Origin of the sequence: Mesorhizobium sp. M0496, from assembly GCF_040321205.1 — a bacterium.
Classification (GTDB): Bacteria; Pseudomonadota; Alphaproteobacteria; order Rhizobiales; family Rhizobiaceae; genus Mesorhizobium.
This window is the reverse complement of the sequence record NZ_JAMYRC010000046.1, coordinates 32,704-46,581: the sequence shown is the minus strand read 5'-3', so window position 1 is coordinate 46,581 and position 13,878 is coordinate 32,704. Positions and strand designations below refer to the sequence as shown.

The 13,878-nt window shown below is 61.0% G+C and carries 17 protein-coding genes and 1 tRNA gene; 12 read left to right on the top strand and 6 right to left on the bottom strand.

Features of this window, described 5'->3' with window-relative positions:
* Window positions 1-13 precede the first annotated feature (13 nt).
* Entirely contained in the window at window positions 14-325 is a 312-nt protein-coding gene (locus NKI73_RS28145; protein ID WP_352634567.1) for a hypothetical protein, read from the bottom strand.
* Window positions 326-435: 110 nt separating this feature from the next.
* Here NKI73_RS28145 and NKI73_RS28140 point away from each other — a divergent pair, with 110 nt between their 5' ends.
* Window positions 436-651, top strand: coding sequence for a hypothetical protein (locus NKI73_RS28140; protein ID WP_352634565.1), 216 nt, complete (start codon window positions 436-438; stop codon window positions 649-651).
* Between the two features lie 55 nt (window positions 652-706).
* Here the strand turns inward: NKI73_RS28140 and NKI73_RS28135 are convergent.
* Both NKI73_RS28135 and NKI73_RS28130 read right to left on the bottom strand, forming a co-directional pair.
* Window positions 707-796 (bottom strand) — tRNA-Ser (locus tag NKI73_RS28135).
* A 431-nt stretch (window positions 797-1,227) separates the two neighbouring features.
* Window positions 1,228-1,434: a hypothetical protein gene (locus NKI73_RS28130; RefSeq protein ID WP_352634564.1), complete on the bottom strand. Its 207-nt coding sequence runs from the start codon at window positions 1,432-1,434 to the stop codon at window positions 1,228-1,230.
* A gap of 399 nt (window positions 1,435-1,833) precedes the next feature.
* Between NKI73_RS28130 and NKI73_RS28125 the strand changes: the two genes are divergently transcribed.
* From NKI73_RS28125 to NKI73_RS28095, 7 genes are all read left to right on the top strand, one after another.
* A complete protein-coding gene (locus NKI73_RS28125; protein ID WP_352634562.1) occupies window positions 1,834-3,066 on the top strand; it encodes a septal ring lytic transglycosylase RlpA family protein in 1,233 nt (410 codons plus the stop codon).
* A 103-nt stretch (window positions 3,067-3,169) separates the two neighbouring features.
* Window positions 3,170-4,336, top strand: a complete 1,167-nt coding sequence (locus NKI73_RS28120; protein WP_352634560.1) for a D-alanyl-D-alanine carboxypeptidase family protein — start codon at window positions 3,170-3,172, stop codon at window positions 4,334-4,336.
* 140 nt (window positions 4,337-4,476) lie between these two features.
* Complete coding sequence (gene tmk, locus NKI73_RS28115) at window positions 4,477-5,151, top strand: dTMP kinase (protein WP_352634558.1); 675 nt, start codon at window positions 4,477-4,479, stop codon at window positions 5,149-5,151.
* Entirely contained in the window at window positions 5,148-6,203 is a 1,056-nt protein-coding gene (locus NKI73_RS28110) for a DNA polymerase III subunit delta' (protein WP_352634557.1), read from the top strand. The genes tmk and NKI73_RS28110 overlap by 4 nt, the downstream gene beginning before the upstream one ends.
* A gap of 90 nt (window positions 6,204-6,293) precedes the next feature.
* The gene (gene metG, locus NKI73_RS28105; protein WP_352634555.1) at window positions 6,294-7,844 is read left to right on the top strand and encodes a methionine--tRNA ligase; all 1,551 of its coding nucleotides are present in this window, start codon (window positions 6,294-6,296) and stop codon (window positions 7,842-7,844) included.
* Window positions 7,844-8,656: a TatD family hydrolase gene (locus NKI73_RS28100; RefSeq protein WP_352634553.1), complete on the top strand. Its 813-nt coding sequence runs from the start codon at window positions 7,844-7,846 to the stop codon at window positions 8,654-8,656. Before metG ends, NKI73_RS28100 begins: the two co-directional genes overlap by 1 nt.
* A gap of 3 nt (window positions 8,657-8,659) precedes the next feature.
* Window positions 8,660-9,487, top strand: coding sequence for an MBL fold metallo-hydrolase (locus NKI73_RS28095; RefSeq protein ID WP_352634552.1), 828 nt, complete (start codon window positions 8,660-8,662; stop codon window positions 9,485-9,487).
* Between the two features lie 4 nt (window positions 9,488-9,491).
* Here the strand turns inward: NKI73_RS28095 and NKI73_RS28090 are convergent, their stop codons facing one another.
* Window positions 9,492-9,635 carry a hypothetical protein gene (locus NKI73_RS28090; protein WP_352634550.1) on the bottom strand — a complete coding sequence of 48 codons (144 nt, stop codon included), beginning with the start codon at window positions 9,633-9,635 and terminating at the stop codon, window positions 9,492-9,494.
* Between the two features lie 51 nt (window positions 9,636-9,686).
* Window positions 9,687-9,860, bottom strand: a complete 174-nt coding sequence (locus NKI73_RS28085) for a hypothetical protein (RefSeq protein WP_352634548.1) — start codon at window positions 9,858-9,860, stop codon at window positions 9,687-9,689.
* Window positions 9,861-10,029: 169 nt separating this feature from the next.
* Between NKI73_RS28085 and NKI73_RS28080 the strand changes: the two genes are divergently transcribed.
* Window positions 10,030-10,350 carry a hypothetical protein gene (locus NKI73_RS28080; RefSeq protein WP_352634546.1) on the top strand — a complete coding sequence of 107 codons (321 nt, stop codon included), beginning with the start codon at window positions 10,030-10,032 and terminating at the stop codon, window positions 10,348-10,350.
* A 143-nt stretch (window positions 10,351-10,493) separates the two neighbouring features.
* Window positions 10,494-10,982, top strand: coding sequence for a TrmH family RNA methyltransferase (locus tag NKI73_RS28075; protein WP_352634544.1), 489 nt, complete (start codon window positions 10,494-10,496; stop codon window positions 10,980-10,982).
* Window positions 10,983-11,122: 140 nt separating this feature from the next.
* Here the strand turns inward: NKI73_RS28075 and NKI73_RS28070 are convergent, their stop codons facing one another.
* Window positions 11,123-11,611, bottom strand: coding sequence for a RidA family protein (locus tag NKI73_RS28070; RefSeq protein WP_352634542.1), 489 nt, complete (start codon window positions 11,609-11,611; stop codon window positions 11,123-11,125).
* A gap of 192 nt (window positions 11,612-11,803) precedes the next feature.
* Here NKI73_RS28070 and NKI73_RS28065 point away from each other — a divergent pair, with 192 nt between their 5' ends.
* Complete coding sequence (locus tag NKI73_RS28065; RefSeq protein ID WP_352634540.1) at window positions 11,804-12,499, top strand: TetR/AcrR family transcriptional regulator; 696 nt, start codon at window positions 11,804-11,806, stop codon at window positions 12,497-12,499.
* A 269-nt stretch (window positions 12,500-12,768) separates the two neighbouring features.
* Entirely contained in the window at window positions 12,769-13,854 is a 1,086-nt protein-coding gene (locus tag NKI73_RS28060) for an ABC transporter ATP-binding protein (protein ID WP_352634538.1), read from the top strand.
* Window positions 13,855-13,878: the final 24 nt, after the last annotated feature.

Sequence of the window (13,878 nt, the reverse complement as noted above, 5' to 3'; positions counted from 1 at the left end):
AGCCGCTCGCTCGCTACAGCGCTACCAACGGCGCGCTCGCGAGCAGCTTCGCTACCGCCGAGCTACACCACCTCATGGGACACGATCCTAAAAGGCGGCGAAACTCCTCGTCATCGCTGTCACTTTTCCATGCATTTATGAATCGGCAGACGATCTGGAGATTGCCGTCTTCGTAGTGCCCGTCGCTGTCGATCCGGTCGACAGAAGGCATGAGCGCCTTGTCCGCGTCCGACCCGCCGAAATCGAACGGAATGCCCGACAGCGCACAGCGGTTTTCCTGAATATCGAGCAGCCACGCGATCAGTTGCTCTATGCGCGTAGGCATTGGACACCCGCAGGCCCGTGTTCTTTACACAGTCAGGCGAGTCGGGAACATTATTTCCCGCCAATGCGTTTCATGATCCTGAAAGGGACGATTTCTTTTGGAGGCTGGAAATGCGCAGCTTCGAAATGGTCGATCTGCTTTACGTGGTCGAGGATTGTAAGCGCGATCGAGTGGTCGGAAGTTTCGTGTCGATGGCTGAAGGCGTGGAAGAGTTGCGGGTGCTAACCGGCGATTTCGTGTCTTCGGATGATCTGATGGCAAATGCTCTCTCAACAGTAGCGCTTGCGCGAGGCTGCTCGGTTTTGTTCGACGAACAGGCAGGCTAAAATCCTTGAGGCGACGGCAAATAGAGTAAGTAATTCAAATTGTTACGCAACAAAATGGCGGAGGAAGTGGGATTCGAACCCACGGTGAGCTTGCACCCACGCCGGTTTTCAAGACCGGTGCCTTAAACCGCTCGGCCATTCCTCCATCGTGACTTTTCAATCACTTAAGCGCTATGCTGTCGGCCGGTTTTGACCTGTTGGGACCAGATTGGCACCGAAGGCGTTGCCGAACGGTTCGCGCGTCATTCCTGTAATGCGGCATTAAGGGCTGCGTCAACCACTGCTGCGGCACCTTCCTACTGTCCGGGCAGCATTTGGCGGATCGTACTGGCCACCAACGACAAGGCCAAAGCCTTGGCACTGGTGCGGTCAGTGACCCGTAATGGGTCAATCAATTTGGCACTGCAATTGCATTAAGACGATTGTGGGTTGGGGAAGGGCCTGTCGCCTCGCAAATGAGGCGGCAGGCCTTCGCTTAAGCGGCCTCGTCGATATGGCGCACACATGACGGCCATGTCGCGTGCCTGGCGCGCCAGACCGCGCCAGCGAATCGACGCGATTCGTGATCGCGGAAGGTTAGCGCGCCGATTGTTTCTTGGCGTGTGCGGCGACTGCACAGAGGAAGGCCAATGCGGCGGCATCGCAGGCCGTCCGAGATGGGCCTTTGGCGAAAAGCACGGCGTCCGCAGCTCGTATCGTTAAGCCATGCTTTTTGGCGAAAGAGGTAACTTCGTAAGGCTGATCATCTTCAGATAGATGGCCGATGCCGAAATCGTAATTCATGCGACTACATCCTCCCAGTTCGCTACCTTTTCCCTCCTCGCCCTGAGGCAAAGTTAACAGCCGGCGCGTCGCGCGAGTCTAGCAATTAGGGATTGTGTAAAACGATATAACTCCGCACCGACTACATCTTGTTGTTGCCGATGATGCCGGCCTCGCCGTCGGGCAGGGAAGCGGTCACTGTGGGCGACGCAAAGCCGTGACCGTTCAGGAGTGCCGACACGGTAACTGCGTCACAATCTTGCCCGGTTCTGGCCACAATCGGTTAATACCGTGATAAACAATTCCTGCGCACAAAGGACCGGGGTTCAAGGCGTCGTTATGTTCGGCGAGTGAGTGTTTCGGCTCCTCTGATGCTTGAACGCGGCGTGTCAGGTCGAGACTGAAGGGGACATCAGGAAAATGCAGGCTGTGACGCACCCGCGTCTTCGTCGCGCTGCCACAGTCGCGTTGTTCGCCATGTCGGCCGCCTTGCTGGCGGCTTGCGCGTCGCAGCCTGAGCCGAAAGCAATGGTCTACAAGAAGACCCGCTCCAAGGAATATTTCTCCGAATCCGAATATGGCGTGAAGGCAAGCCCACGTGTGTTCTCCCAGAACGGGCGCATGCAACGCGGCGGCGGCAGGGATCAGCTCGGCAAGCCCTATCAAGTCCGCGGCAAGTGGTATTACCCCCGGGAAGACAAGCGCTACGCCAAGGTCGGTCTGGCCTCCTGGTACGGCGACGCCTTCCACGGCCGGCTTACCGCCAATGGCGAAGTCTATGACATGACGCATCTGACGGCGGCGCATCCGACCATGCCGCTACCAAGCTATGCCCGCGTCACCAATCTCAAGACCGGCAGTTCGGTCATCGTTCGCGTCAACGATCGCGGCCCGTATCATGAAGGCCGCATCATCGATGTGTCGGAGCGCGCAGCCCAGATGCTTGACTATGCCAACACCGGCACCGCTCAAGTGAAGGTCGAGTATGTCGGCCGTGCACCGCTTGACGGCGATGACGACCAGTATCTGATGGCCTCCTACCACCCCGGCAACAGGGTGCCGGATCCGTCGGATGGGCTGCCGACCGGCGTCATGGTCGCGATGAACGGGCCTTCGCCAAGCCTGACTGCCGGCACTGCCGCCGTACCGTTTCCGGGTCAATTGACCGATTCCGGGGTCGTCCAGCCGGTCATGTCGGCGCAGACGCCGGCTTACGGCGATCTGGCGCTGCCCGATTTCGGACCGATCGTGCCGGAACGCCCGGAGATCAGTCTGCCGCGGCAATCGCCGTTTGCCGTGGCCTCGCTGTCCTATGCGGACGAGCGGGTCGAACGCGCCTCCAATGCCTTCGCCGCACTGGGCGGCGACGGAATGTCGCCGGCCGACGTCCTTCAATCGTGGAAGCGGCAGCCGCCTCCGGCCGGTCTGTCCACCGATTACGTCGCTGCGGGTTCGTTCGAGGATGCAGCGCAGGCCAAGCGCGTTGCCGCTCAGCTTGCCGCATTCGGCAAGATCGAGATCCAGCGTTCGGAACTCGATGGCGAGGACTGGTATTCGGTCAATCTCTATCCCGATGGCCAACGCAACCTGGATGATTTGCTGCAGGCAGCATGGTCGCATGGCGCGCCGGATGCGCTGGCTGTGCGCAACTGAGCGCAAGCCAGGCCGGATTTCCGTTGCACGGTTGATCCGCCGCGCAAAAAGCCTGATATCTTTCGCGGGCTTGCCGGCCGTGCCGGCCAATGGGTCGAACATCATGCAATTGCGCTTGCTCCAGCCTCTCGCCGGGCTTCTGATTTTTGGCCTGCTGCTGTTTTCCCAGGCTCCAGCCCGTGCGCAGCTGTTCGAGACCAAAGCCACGCAGGTCTTCATGATCGATGCCGAGACCGGGACGGTGCTGTTTTCGAAGAACGCCGACAAGCCGATACCGCCGGCCTCGATGGCCAAGCTGATGACCATGGAAGTGGTGTTCAACGCCATCAAGTCCGGCCGCCTGAAGCTCGACGATACGTTCGTGGTCAGCGAAAACGCTTGGCGCAAGGGTGGGGCGCCTTCGGGAACATCGACGATGTTTGCCAAGCTCAAGTCGTCGATCCGGCTCGAGGATCTGATTCAGGGCGTGACCGTACAGGCGGCCAATGACGGCTGCATCGTCATCGCCGAGGGCATGTCCGGGTCCGAGGATAATTTCGCCGCGCAGATGACCGAACGCGCCCGCCAGATCGGCCTCAAGAGTTCGACCTTCGTCAATTCGACCGGCCTGCCGGCGGATGGCCAGCAGACGACCGTACGTGAGCTGGCGCAGCTGGCCGTGCACCTGTGGCGCGAATATCCGGATTTCTATCGCTACTATGGCCAGAAGGATTTTACCTGGAACAAGATCTCGCAGAGGAACCGCAATCCGCTGCTGGCGATGGACATCGGCGCCGACGGCCTGGCGGTCGGTGCCAGCGAGACGTCGGGTTTCGGCATCGTCGGCTCGGTCAGCCACAACGGCACGCGGGTAATTGCGGCGATGAGCGGCCTGGCCTCCGACAAGGAGCGCGCCGAGGAGGCGCGAAAGCTGCTCGACTGGGGCGTCCGCTCCTTCGAGAAGACCGAAATCTTCGCCAAGGACGAAGTGGTCGGCGAGGCTCAGGTTTTCGGCGGTGCCAAATCCGGAGTGACGCTAAAGGCCAAAGGTCCGATCGACATCTTCCTGCCGATCACCAACCGCGACAAGCTGACAGCCAGGATCGTCTACAACGGCCCAGTTGCGGCACCGGTGGAGGAGGGGCAGCCGGTGGGTGCGCTGCGCGTCTTTATCGGCGATACGCTGAGTCAGGAGACGCCGCTTTTCGCCGCCGAATCGATCGGCGTCGGCACATTGCCGCAGCGCGCGCTCGACGCCGTCAAGGAACTGGCGGTCGGCTGGCTGCGCTAATGTATGTCGCTCAGAAGTGGCCCCGGTTTTGGGGAAACGAGATGCATAAAAGCAAAAATCGACGGCATGGACGTTTCGTCTAACGCGGACTATCTAGAGCGCTACAATCCCATTCATACATGGACAAGAAGGCCTCTCGGTTGGCACGCGGATTTTTCATCACCTTCGAAGGCGGCGAAGGAGCAGGCAAGTCGACGCAGATCGAGCGGCTGGCCAGGAAGATGCGCGCCAAGAAATACGATGTCCTCCTTACCCGTGAACCGGGCGGCTCGCCGGGCGCCGAAGCGGTCAGGCATGTGCTGCTTTCGGGCGCCGCCGAACCGTTCGGGCCGAAGATGGAAGCGCTGCTTTTCGCCGCCGCGCGTTCCGACCATGTCGAGCAGGTCATCCGGCCGGCGGTCGAACGTGGCTCCATAGTGCTTTGCGACCGCTTCCTGGATTCCTCACGCGTCTACCAGGGTGTCACCGGTGGCATCGATCTGGCGTTCATGGATGCGCTGGAGCAGGTTGCCATCAACGGCATGATGCCGGACATGACGCTGATCTTCGACATCGATCCGACGGAAGGCCTGAGGCGCGCAACGCTGCGGCGCGGTGCCGACGCAGACGCAGACCGCTTCGAAAAAGAGACGCTGGCGATCCATCAGGCGCGCCGCGAGGCGTTCCTGGCGATCGCCGCGGCCGAGCCGGAACGCTGTATCGTCATCGACGCGGCCGCCGATCCGGTTGCGGTCGAGAATGTCGTCACCGCCACCGTGTTCGCGGCGCTGGAGGCAAGAACGCCGTCGCGCAACAGGCAGGCGACGCCGGCATGATCTTCGAACGCATCGCCCCGGAGCAGCACGACACGCTGGACGGCGTGCCCGAGCCATCCGAAACGCCATTTCTGGTCGGGCACAGCCAAGCCGCCGGCATGCTCACCGCCGCCTACCGTGCGGGAAAGCTTCCGCATGCGCTGATCTTCTCCGGGCCGGTCGGCATCGGCAAGGCGACGCTTGCCTTTCATCTTGCGCATCATCTCCTGAAGCACCCGGATTTCGCGCAGGCGCCGGAGAGTCTTACCACTCCCGATCCGGCGTCGTCGCTGTTTCGCCAGATCGCCACCGGGGCGCATCCTGGCGTGCTGCATCTGACCCGGCCGCTGAACGACAAGACCAAGAGCTTCAAGACCGTCGTCACCGTCGATGAAATCCGGAAGGTCAGCCGCTTCCTGTCGCTGACCTCGCATGACGGCAGCTACCGGGTCGTCATCGTCGACCCGGCCGATGACATGAACACCAATGCCGCCAACGCCTTGCTGAAGAACCTTGAAGAGCCGCCGGCACGAACCTTGTTCATCCTGATCGTCCACGCACCGGGCAGCCTGCTGCCGACAATCCGGTCGCGCTGTCAGGTGGTGCGATTGACGCCACTCGACGCCGACGAGCTGATGGCGGTGCTGGAAACGGCGGAGCCGCCGCCGCCTGGCGATCCGGCGGCACGCGCGGCGCTGGTCGAGCGGGCAGGGGGCAGCGCCCGCAACGCCATCCTGTTGACGCAGTATGGCGGGTTGGAGATCGCCTCCACGCTCGACGCCCTGGTCACGGGAAGAAAGAGCGATGTCGGCGGCGCGTTCCGCCTTGCCGAGGCCGTGGCCGGCCGCGACCAGGCGATCCAGTTCGATATCTTCAACCGCCGGGCGCTGGATCTTTTATCGGACGCGGCTAGCCAGGCGGCGCTGGCGGGCGATCTCGCACGGGCCAAAACGCTGTCGGACACTTGGCACGAGGCGCTGGACGCTATATCTGAGACCGACACCTACAATCTCGACAAGAAGCAGCACGCCTTGACCATGATCGACCGCCTGAATTCTGCAATGCGAATGTGATGGGGTTTTCGGCCTCGGGATGGCAATCGCCGCCCCGATGCGATATCCACCGCCACGCCTTTCCATTCAGACATTCATGACGGTTCATTCATGTCACGCGACAAATTCTACATCACCACCCCGATCTTTTATCCGAACGGCAAACCGCATATCGGTCACGCCTATACGGTCATTGCAACCGACGCGCTGGCTCGCTTCCAGCGCCTGGACGGCAAGGACGTCTTCTTCCTGACCGGTACCGACGAACACGGCCTCAAAATGCAGCAGACGGCCGAGAAGGAAGGCATAACGCCTCTGGCGCTGGCCGACCGCAATTCGGCGATTTTCCGCGCGATGACCGAGGCTTTGGGAGGCTCGAATGACGAGTACATTCGCACGACCGAACCGCGCCACTACGAATCCTGCCAGGCAATCTGGAAAGCGATGGCCGCCAATGGCGACATCTATCTCGACCGCTACAGCGGATGGTACTCGGTCCGCCAGGAAGCCTATTTCGATGAAGGTGAGACGACGCTCGGCGAGGATGGCGTGCGTCGCGAACCGCTTGGCTCGCCCGTCGAATGGAACGAAGAGGAAAGTTATTTCTTCCGGCTTTCTGCCTATCAGGACAAATTGCTGGCCCTTTATGACAGCCGGCCTGACTTCGTGGGGCCTGCCGAACGGCGCAACGAGGTGCAGAGCTTCGTCAAGTCCGGGCTGAAGGATCTGTCGATCTCGCGCACCACCTTCAAATGGGGCGTGCCGGTGCCGGGCGACGACAAGCACGTGATGTATGTCTGGGTCGACGCCTTGACCAACTACATCACCGCCGCCGGCTATCCCGACACGGAGGCCGAGAAATGGCAGTATTGGCCGGCTACGCACATCATCGGCAAGGACATTGTCCGCTTCCATGCGGTCTACTGGCCGGCTTTTCTGATGTCGGCCGGCATCGAGTTGCCAAAGCGCGTTTTCGCGCATGGCTTTCTGTTCAACCGCGGCGAGAAAATGTCGAAATCGGTTGGCAACGTCGTCGATCCATTCGCAATGGTCGAGCACTATGGTCTCGACCAGGTGCGTTATTTCTTCCTGCGCGAGGTGCCGTTCGGCCAAGACGGCAGCTACAGCCATGACGCGATCGTCAACCGCACCAAAGCCGACCTTGCCAATGGTCTGGGCAATCTGGCGCAGCGCTCGCTGTCGATGATCGCCAAGAACTGCGGCGGCGTGGTGCCGGGGCGCGGCGACCTGACGGAAGCCGACAAGACGATCCTCGACCAGGCAGCGGCGGCTCTTGCCACGGCGCGCAAGGCGATGGCTGGGCAAGGCATTCATCTGGCACTGGCGGCGATCTTCGACGTGGTGGCGGAAGCCGACCGGTACTTTGCCGGCGAGGCACCATGGGCGCTGAAGAAGACCAACCCGGCGCGCATGGAAACCGTGCTGTGGACCACCGCGGAAGTCGTCCGGCGCGTGGCGATCTTGTGCCAACCCTTTGTTCCGGGATCGGCCACGAAACTGCTCGACCTGCTGGCGGCGCCGGCGGAGAGCCGCGATTTCGTGCATGTCCACGCGGACCATGCGCTGGTGCCTGGCACTGCGTTGCCCGTGCCGGAAGGCGTGTTTCCGCGTTATGTCGAACAGCCGGACGCGAAAATCTGATGCTTGTCGACAGTCATTGCCATCTGGATTTCCCAGATTTTGCCGAGGAGCGGGCGGCCATTGTCGCCCGCGCCAAGGCGGCCGGAATCGGCCGCATGGTGACGATCTCAACGCGCGTGAAGCGGTTTCAGCAAATCATTGAAATCGCCGAAACTTTCGATGAAGTCTACTGTTCGGTCGGCACCCATCCGCACAATGCCGCGGAAGAGCTGGACGTCACCACCGAAGAGCTTGTTCGTTTGGCTGCCCACCCGAAGGTGGTGGCGATCGGCGAGGCCGGTCTCGACTATTTCTACGACAAGGCGCCGCGCGATGTGCAGGCGCAAGCGTTTCGCAATCACATCGCCGCCGCGCGCGAAACGGGGCTGCCGCTGGTCATCCATTCGCGCGATGCCGATGACGATATGGCAGCTATTCTCGAGAATGAAACAGGGAAGGGCGCCTTCCCATTCATCCTGCATTGTTTTTCCTCGGGGCGCCGGCTCGCCGAAATCGGCGTCGCGCTCGGCGGTTACGTCTCGTTCTCAGGCATCCTGACCTTCAAGAATTCGGCTGAGTTGCGTGCCATTGCCGCCGATGTGCCGCATGACCGCCTGTTGGTCGAAACCGACGCGCCCTACCTGGCGCCCATGCCATTTCGCGGCAAGCGCAACGAGCCGGCCTATGTCGCCCACACCGCCAGGGTGCTGGCCGAAACAATCGGCGTCGGCGAGACTGAAATCGGTGGTCTGACGACGAACAATTTCTTCCGCCTGTTCGGCAAGATGCCGCGACCTCCCGAGCAAAGTGCTTGGCCCGAGCAAAGTGCCTGAACGATGACTGACCGGCTGCGCCTCACCATTCTCGGCTGTGGCTCATCGCCAGGTACGCCGCGCATCACCGGCGATTGGGGCAAGTGCGACCCGGACAACCCGAAGAACCGGCGCATGCGCACCGCCGCGCTCGTCGAGCGGATCGCGGCGAACGGCGGCCGCACGACCGTCGTCATCGACACCGGACCGGATTTTCGCCAGCAGATGCTGCTGGCCTCGGTCAGGCGTCTCGACGCGGTCGTCTATACGCACCCGCATGCCGACCACATCCATGGCATCGACGATCTGCGCGGCTTCGTCCTCGACCAGCGGCAGTTGATCGATGTCCATGCCGACACGGTGACCATGCTTCGGCTGCGGGAAGCGTTCGGATATTGTTTTGAGACGCCGCAAGGCAGTTCCTATCCGCCGATCGTCAAGCCGCATCTCATCGACCACGCCCGGCCGGTGGTCATCGAAGGAGAGGGGGGTGCCCTCACCCTCGAGCCGTTGCCACAGATCCATGGCGACATCATATCACTCGGTTTTCGCATCAGCGGGCTCGCCTATTGTCCTGACATCAGTGGCTTTCCGGAGGCCACCGCCGAACGGCTGCGGGGCCTCGACGTGCTGATCATCGACGCGTTGCAATACCGGACGCACCCAAGTCATCTGTCGCTTGGCGAGGCGCTGGAATGGATCGAGCGGCTGGCGCCAGGAAACGCCGTGCTGACGCATATGCATGTACCGCTCGACTACGCCACGGTGATGGCCGAGACCCCAGCCAACGTCGAGCCGGCCTATGACGGGATGGTGATCGAAATCCCTTATGAATCAGCGCGATGTGGATAGACCTTCATGAGGGTTTTCGGCTCCTTGGCGCAAATATCAGCAGCGTTCCGATCCGCTCATAGCCCATCCGAGGATAAAGCAGCGCGCCGGCGTGGGTTGAAGCCAGAACCGAGCACCTCGACCCACGCGCCCGATCGTCGTGCAACATTTTCGACATCAAAGCCTGGCCAATGCCGCGACGCCGGTGCGAAGGCTCGACCTACATGCTCGAACACCACGTGGCTCCCACGGCATCCAGGCTGCGCACGCGCCCAACGATACCATCGACTGCCACATACTGGCGGAACGGCGCGCTGTCGCCAAGCAAATCGTCCTCGATCGGCAGCCTGCGGATGATCTTTCCCAACTGCGCCGCCCGTTCGGCTGTCTGCACGCGTTCGACCCAAGCAACCGCCGGCGGGCTCGGAATCTGGCGCAATCGGTGGACGAAAAAGCCTTCGGTCCGAAGCAGCCGGTAGCCGAGAGCTTTGTAGGCGGTTCGTGTCGGCCCGTCCGGATCCCTCGTTCGCGATCACAACGGAAACGGCAAAGCCCGGCCTTGCATGCTGCCGCACGATGGCATCGGCCTCTTGAGCGGCGATGTCATGGACGACCCATTCCTCGCCGCGGTAGTCGCGAGGATTCTTGCGCTCGGCGTCGCGCATCAGCCACAACGGTCCGACGCGGCTGGCCTCGTAAGGAAAGGTGCGGCTTCTGTCGGCGCTGTAGCCATGCACGAACACCTCGATCGCCGCTTCGATCTCTCTGTTGGCCATCTTCAGCCTAGCGTTGGCTATCCGCTCAAGGCAATACACCACAATTGGCTCAAGCCTATGAAAATCAGCGGCAATTTCCAGTTCCTGGCCGATGCGTCAGTTCCATAATCTATCTTATGCGACTTTCGGTCGCCGGCCTTATGGTGGTGGCGATCGATCTTGGTCTTAGTATCTGTTCGGAGTGCCAAGGCGACCCAATAGTAGTCCCCACGGGCCTTGGATTCAGAGTCAAATCGTTTCGCTGCAAGAACTTGGTAGCCGTTGTCGAAGATCCGAATGACATCAGGAACATAGGAACGGTAATTCGAAACGCAAATGCTCTCGGTGTTGAAAGGGTCTATATCGTCGATCCACGCAAAGCACTTCCCGATGACTGGCAGCAAATGCGCCAGCGGAAATCGCTTTCGGAAACGTCTGTATCAGCCGTCAAATGGACGTTTGTGAAACGATTCGACAGCACTGACGCCTGTCTCAACCATCTGGAAAAGCATGGCTTTGTGTCCGTCGTTACCTCACCGCACATCAAGGGAAAGACCAGCGTTTTCCTGCATGAGGGAGATTATACCCGGCACACAAAACTTGCTGTCTGGTTCGGTAATGAGAAACGGGGCATCCGCCCCCTCGCGGTCGAGCGCAGCGAGATGTGCGTAGCAATCCCAATGTTCGGGATGATCGAGAGCCTAAACCTTGGAACCAGTTCGGGTATCGTTCTCTACGAAATATGGCTCTGCTTTGAGTGAAACCGAAGAACAGACCTGAGCCTGGGCGAAGCTTAACCGACCTTGGCCTCGTTGATGAATGTCGGCTCTACTTCCGCCCCATTCTTCGCGGGTCCCCGGCCCCCGCTCCGGCTTGTGGCCCACGGGGCAATCTGGCCCCGCTATTCCAGGATGACGGTGGCCTCCACCTCGAAGAGCATGGGGTCAATTGCAAGCTTGGGAACGGGAACCAGGGTCTGTGCCGGCAGCGCCTCGCCGAACATGTCCGTGACGTTCCTGGTCAACACCCCAAGCTTGGACATATCGTGATCGACGACGTAGACGGTGAGCTTGGCGACCTGATCTGGCCTGGCGCCGATCCCCTCAAGCGCGGTGCGCAGGTTCGCATATGCCTGCTTAACCTGGACAGCGAAGTCGGGCGACAAGCCTCCCGTGCTGTCCTGGCCGCCCTGCCCGGATATGTAGGCCACCCGGGCTCCGCTGGGCGTGATCACCGCCGTGCTGTAGCCGTTCGGCGACGGGTCGTAGAGGGTTTTTGGATTGACGATGGTCAGCTTGAGATCATTCTCCTTCGCTGTCGCTGCCGTGGGAACTGCGATGGTCATGATGATTAGCCCTCCGATAGTCAGATGCCTGATTGCGCGTGACATGATTTTCTCTTGGCTCCGCGGGCCGCGAACACCCGCGCGGCCAGCATGATTGAACTTTAACCACATCGCCCGTACGATGAATCGTGCGATGTACGAGTCATCGTATGGTACGCCGTACGAGTCAATCGTTCAAGATCGACATTCATTGCGTTGCCGGTCAAAATCGACGTTTCTGAACAGCGAGGAAGACGGATGGCAGCCAAACGCAGCGGCGCCCGAAGCAAAGGGGCTCAACGGATCGGTGTGCCGCTCCAGCCCGTGCAGGAGGCGAGCAGTGAACCGCCGCTCTCTCGGGACCGTATCGTGGCGACCGCGGTGGACCTGCTGGACGCACAGGGGGTCGACGGATTGACGATGCGTCGGCTGGCCGATCACCTCGGCTCGGGCGTGATGAGCCTGTATTGGCACGTCGACAACAAGGAGGATGTCTTTGATCTGGCGCTCGATTCGGTGCTCGAATATCGCGGATCGCCTGAAATAGTTGAGTCTCAAGACTGGCGCGGAGACGTCATTCATATGCTCGAAGACTGGCGCGCCAGAATGTTGCGCCATCCTTGGTCGGCATCGCTGTTGCCGCGCCGGGCGCTCGGCCCGAACATCCTCGGTCGCCTGGAACTGCTGAGCAAGACATTATCCAGAGCCGGTGTCGCGGACGCAGATCTGAACGTCGCGATATGGTCGCTCTGGAATTATGTAATGGGCGCCACCCTCACCCGGGCGAGCTTCGACCTCTCGGACGACGACAGGACCGCCGCGCAGCAGCGCCTTACAATTCTCGGCGAACACTACCCGACAATCGAACGCTCTCGTCTGCTGTTGGACAGCGATTGGGATGGGGCATTCCGAAAAGGCCTCGGCTTCGTTCTCGATGGCCTCTCTCCCAGATAATGAACTCTTGCTGGCCATCGGCAGGCGTCTCATGACCTCAGCTGGCCCGTGGCGTCTGCTCGATGGCAGGACACTGTCGTCAAGCGCGCCGCAATCCCCGATCCCGCGCCAGCGGTCCAGGGCGTTTGCCGTCCGGCTTTACAGGCAGGTCTGGTAGCGCTACCGTTTCATCATCGCGCGTGACCAGGGAGGAGCCTGGGAGCTGTCGCGGCCAGATAGAAATGCGGTTCCCTTCGACGACGTCGCAGGAATCTGTCGGGAGGAAATCGATGGCGTCTGTCGCGATTGGCGATGTCTACAAATCGTTCGGAACTGTCGAGATTCTCCACGGCGTCAGCGTGGATATAGAAGACGGCGAGTTCGTCACGCTGGTCGGGCCGTCGGGCTGCGGAAAATCGACCCTTCTCAGGATGATCGCCGGCCTGGAAAAGATTTCACGCGGCCAGATCGCGATTGGCGAGCGTGTCGTCAACAACGTTGCGCCAAAAGAGCGCGACGTCGCCATGGTGTTCCAGAACTACGCGCTCTACCCGCACATGACCGTCGCCGAGAACATGGCGTTCTCACTGATGCTCAAGGGTGTTTCGAAAGCGGAAAGCGATGCCGGCGTCCAGCGCGCGGCCGAAATTCTGGGGCTGCTGCCATTGCTGACGCGCTATCCGCGTCAGCTTTCCGGCGGCCAGCGCCAACGCGTTGCCATGGGACGCGCGATCGTGCGCGATCCGCAGGTTTTCCTGTTCGACGAACCGCTGTCCAATCTCGACGCCAAGCTCCGGGTGCAGATGCGCGCCGAGATCAAGGAACTGCACCAGCGTCTCAAGACCACGACGGTCTATGTCACCCACGACCAGATCGAGGCCATGACCATGGCCGACAAGATCGTGGTCATGCATGACGGCATCGTCGAGCAGATCGGGCCACCGCTGGAACTCTACGACAGGCCCAGGAATCTCTTCGTCGCCAGCTTCATCGGCTCGCCTGCCATGAACCTGATCAGGGGTGAAATCGCAACGGAGGGATCCCCGTCCTTTCGGGGCGCCGGGGGAATTTCCCTCCCGTTGACCGCCGCGCCGGCCGTCGCCAGTGGCGATCCGGTGGTACTGGGAATACGGCCCGAGCATCTGCGCTTGTCGTCCGACGATGGCATTCCGGTCACCGTCGTGGTGGTCGAGCCGACCGGGTCCGAGGTGCAGCTCATCGGCCGGACCGCCGGCGGTGACGAGATCGTCGCCAATTTCCGGGAGCGCCATGTTTTCACGCCGGGCGAGATCATACGGCTCTCCGCCGCGCCGGGTTTGATTCATCTCTTCGACGGCAAGACCGGAACACGTTTTGAAACAGGCACTGGATGGTAGGGACCGCACTGCAAGGAAGATAAA

Excerpts from the sequence above, each read along its gene's own strand:
- NKI73_RS28145 (WP_352634567.1), bottom strand. The coding sequence starts at position 325 with ATGCCTACGCGCATAGAGCAACTGATCGCGTGGCTGCTCGATATTCAG.
- NKI73_RS28140 (WP_352634565.1), top strand. The coding sequence starts at position 436 with ATGCGCAGCTTCGAAATGGTCGATCTGCTTTACGTGGTCGAGGATTGT.
- NKI73_RS28130 (WP_352634564.1), bottom strand. The coding sequence starts at position 1,434 with ATGAATTACGATTTCGGCATCGGCCATCTATCTGAAGATGATCAGCCT.
- NKI73_RS28125 (WP_352634562.1), top strand. The coding sequence starts at position 1,834 with ATGCAGGCTGTGACGCACCCGCGTCTTCGTCGCGCTGCCACAGTCGCG.
- NKI73_RS28120 (WP_352634560.1), top strand. The coding sequence starts at position 3,170 with ATGCAATTGCGCTTGCTCCAGCCTCTCGCCGGGCTTCTGATTTTTGGC.
- NKI73_RS28110 (WP_352634557.1), top strand. The coding sequence starts at position 5,148 with ATGATCTTCGAACGCATCGCCCCGGAGCAGCACGACACGCTGGACGGC.
- metG (WP_352634555.1), top strand. The coding sequence starts at position 6,294 with ATGTCACGCGACAAATTCTACATCACCACCCCGATCTTTTATCCGAAC.
- NKI73_RS28100 (WP_352634553.1), top strand. The coding sequence starts at position 7,844 with ATGCTTGTCGACAGTCATTGCCATCTGGATTTCCCAGATTTTGCCGAG.
- NKI73_RS28095 (WP_352634552.1), top strand. The coding sequence starts at position 8,660 with ATGACTGACCGGCTGCGCCTCACCATTCTCGGCTGTGGCTCATCGCCA.
- NKI73_RS28090 (WP_352634550.1), bottom strand. The coding sequence starts at position 9,635 with ATGTTGCACGACGATCGGGCGCGTGGGTCGAGGTGCTCGGTTCTGGCT.
- NKI73_RS28080 (WP_352634546.1), top strand. The coding sequence starts at position 10,030 with ATGCTGCCGCACGATGGCATCGGCCTCTTGAGCGGCGATGTCATGGAC.
- NKI73_RS28070 (WP_352634542.1), bottom strand. The coding sequence starts at position 11,611 with ATGTCACGCGCAATCAGGCATCTGACTATCGGAGGGCTAATCATCATG.
- NKI73_RS28065 (WP_352634540.1), top strand. The coding sequence starts at position 11,804 with ATGGCAGCCAAACGCAGCGGCGCCCGAAGCAAAGGGGCTCAACGGATC.
- NKI73_RS28060 (WP_352634538.1), top strand. The coding sequence starts at position 12,769 with ATGGCGTCTGTCGCGATTGGCGATGTCTACAAATCGTTCGGAACTGTC.